Origin of the sequence: Klebsiella sp. MS 92-3, from assembly GCF_000195655.1 — a bacterium.
Taxonomy (GTDB): Bacteria; Pseudomonadota; Gammaproteobacteria; order Enterobacterales; family Enterobacteriaceae; genus Klebsiella; species Klebsiella pneumoniae.
Map to the genome: position 1 here is coordinate 1 of NZ_GL882736.1, position 949 is coordinate 949.

General features: G+C 54.8%; 1 protein-coding gene. It reads right to left on the minus strand.

Annotation, left to right across the window (positions count from 1 at the left end):
• On the minus strand, positions 1–949 hold a 949-nt coding region (gene tuf / locus HMPREF9538_RS23380; RefSeq protein WP_009484103.1), incomplete at both ends, for an elongation factor Tu.

Consider the following 949-nt stretch of genomic DNA (forward strand, 5'->3'; position numbering starts at 1 on the left):
CCGCCTTCACGGATTGCGAAACGCAGACCGTCGTCCATCGCGATCGGGTGGATCAGGGTAACAACCATTTTGATGTTGTCGCCCGGCATTACCATCTCTACGCCTTCCGGCAGTTCGATGGTGCCAGTCACGTCAGTAGTACGGAAGTAGAACTGCGGACGGTAGCCTTTGAAGAACGGAGTGTGACGGCCGCCTTCGTCTTTGGACAGGATGTACACTTCAGATTCGAACTTGGTATGCGGGTTGATGGTGCCCGGCTTAGCCAGTACCTGACCACGTTCGATTTCTTCACGTTTGATACCACGCAGCAGAACACCTACGTTCTCACCAGCACGGCCTTCGTCCAGCAGTTTGCGGAACATTTCAACGCCAGTACAGGTGGTTTTCGCGGTTTCTTTGATACCAACGATTTCAACTTCTTCACCTACTTTGATGATACCGCGCTCTACACGACCGGTAACAACGGTACCACGACCAGAGATGGAGAATACGTCTTCGATCGGCAGCAGGAACGGCTTGTCAATCGCACGCTCTGGTTCCGGGATATAGGTATCCAGGTGGCCAGCCAGTTCGATGATTTTCGCTTCCCACTCTGCGTCGCCTTCCAGCGCTTTCAGAGCAGAACCACGAACGATCGGAGTGTCGTCGCCCGGGAAATCGTACTGAGACAGCAGTTCACGAACTTCCATCTCAACCAGTTCCAGCAGCTCTTCGTCATCAACCATGTCGCATTTGTTCAGGAACACGATGATGTACGGAACGCCTACCTGACGACCCAGCAGGATGTGCTCACGAGTCTGCGGCATCGGGCCGTCAGTCGCAGCAACAACCAGGATCGCGCCGTCCATCTGCGCAGCACCGGTGATCATGTTTTTAACATAGTCGGCGTGGCCCGGGCAGTCTACGTGCGCGTAGTGGCGAGTCGGGGTGTCATATTCAACGTGAGAGG